Annotated in this window: 1 protein-coding gene; it reads left to right on the top strand. The window is 44.6% G+C overall.

Annotated elements, in window-relative coordinates; genetic code table 11:
• Nucleotides 1–332: 332 nt before the first annotated feature.
• Nucleotides 333–800, top strand: a complete 468-nt coding sequence (locus L1D47_RS20790) for a hypothetical protein (protein WP_239886628.1) — start codon at nt 333–335, stop codon at nt 798–800.
• Nucleotides 801–1,063: the final 263 nt, after the last annotated feature.

The following is a 1,063-nucleotide window of genomic DNA, read 5'->3' as shown; positions in this document are numbered from 1 at the left end:
TTTTATGGTTGTTCATTATAAGCTTACTCTGCCTTGCTATACGGGCTCGAGGCCCCAATGACTGTTCGAGTTATTGCTAGGAGTTATGCAGCGCTACCCACTTGTTACCGGTCTCTCGTAAGAGGAGCCGCCATTCAATCGAGCTACTGCATAAAGACCCTCAACGGCCATTGAGGGTGGGCCTCCAATTTACCCTAAAATGGAACGGGATTAACCATACAAATTGTTTAAGAGTGACAGCTAACCTTTGGCTTTAGTGGTTACGGTGGCTTTGCTTGATTTTTGTGGTGGTTAGCTGCACCTTTGCAAGGCGTTATCTTTGGAGAGTTAGCATGAAAATGATTCGAATTTTTCCTTTACTTGCGTTGATCTTTCTCCAGGCTTGTGCGAATCCATCCATCGTAAATGTCCGAGAAAGATTGGCCTCTGAGATTCCGTCAAAAGCAGTAATATTCGTTCCTAGATTTGAAGGTAACCCAGATTTTGTGGAAGAGAGCACTGATTATTTCGTGTCTATTCTTGAGGGAGCTGTGGAAAACAGAATTGTTCAGGGTGACGTCCTTAGAAAAGAATCTACTGACATCGTGTCTGGTGGTAATTTGGCTCCCATTGAAATCGCACTGAATCTGTCCCGTGAACGTGGATATGATGTTTTAGTAATGGGAAAGGTCACAAGTCATAAAACGATGGGAAGCCTAAATGGGTTTTCCACCATCAGAATTTACAATGTTGAAACTGGTGATCGTATAGCAAACTTTCATCGTCCCAGCGGTTTGTTAATAGCCCATAGTGTCGAGTAGACGACACTTGTTACCAAGTGCCGCCCCTCTAAGAACCGTACGTGCAACTTTCACTGCATACGGCTCAAGCCTCCACTAAGGCATCATTGATACCCAGCAACTTATAACGCAGTCGGGACAGGCTCTTTCCAAGAGTTACGAGCTAGCCTTTTAGATTTTCTCTTCACCAAATATTCTTGGTATTGAGGGTCAAAAGGGGTCGCTGCATTCTTGATTTTTACGTGTCGCTCGATGGGCTGATTTTTACGTGTCGCTCGATGGGC

Source organism: Shewanella sp. Isolate7, assembly GCF_022398425.1.
Taxonomy (GTDB): Bacteria; Pseudomonadota; Gammaproteobacteria; order Enterobacterales; family Shewanellaceae; genus Shewanella.
Note: the sequence above shows the minus strand (reverse complement) of the source record. Positions and strands in the feature narration are given on the sequence as shown.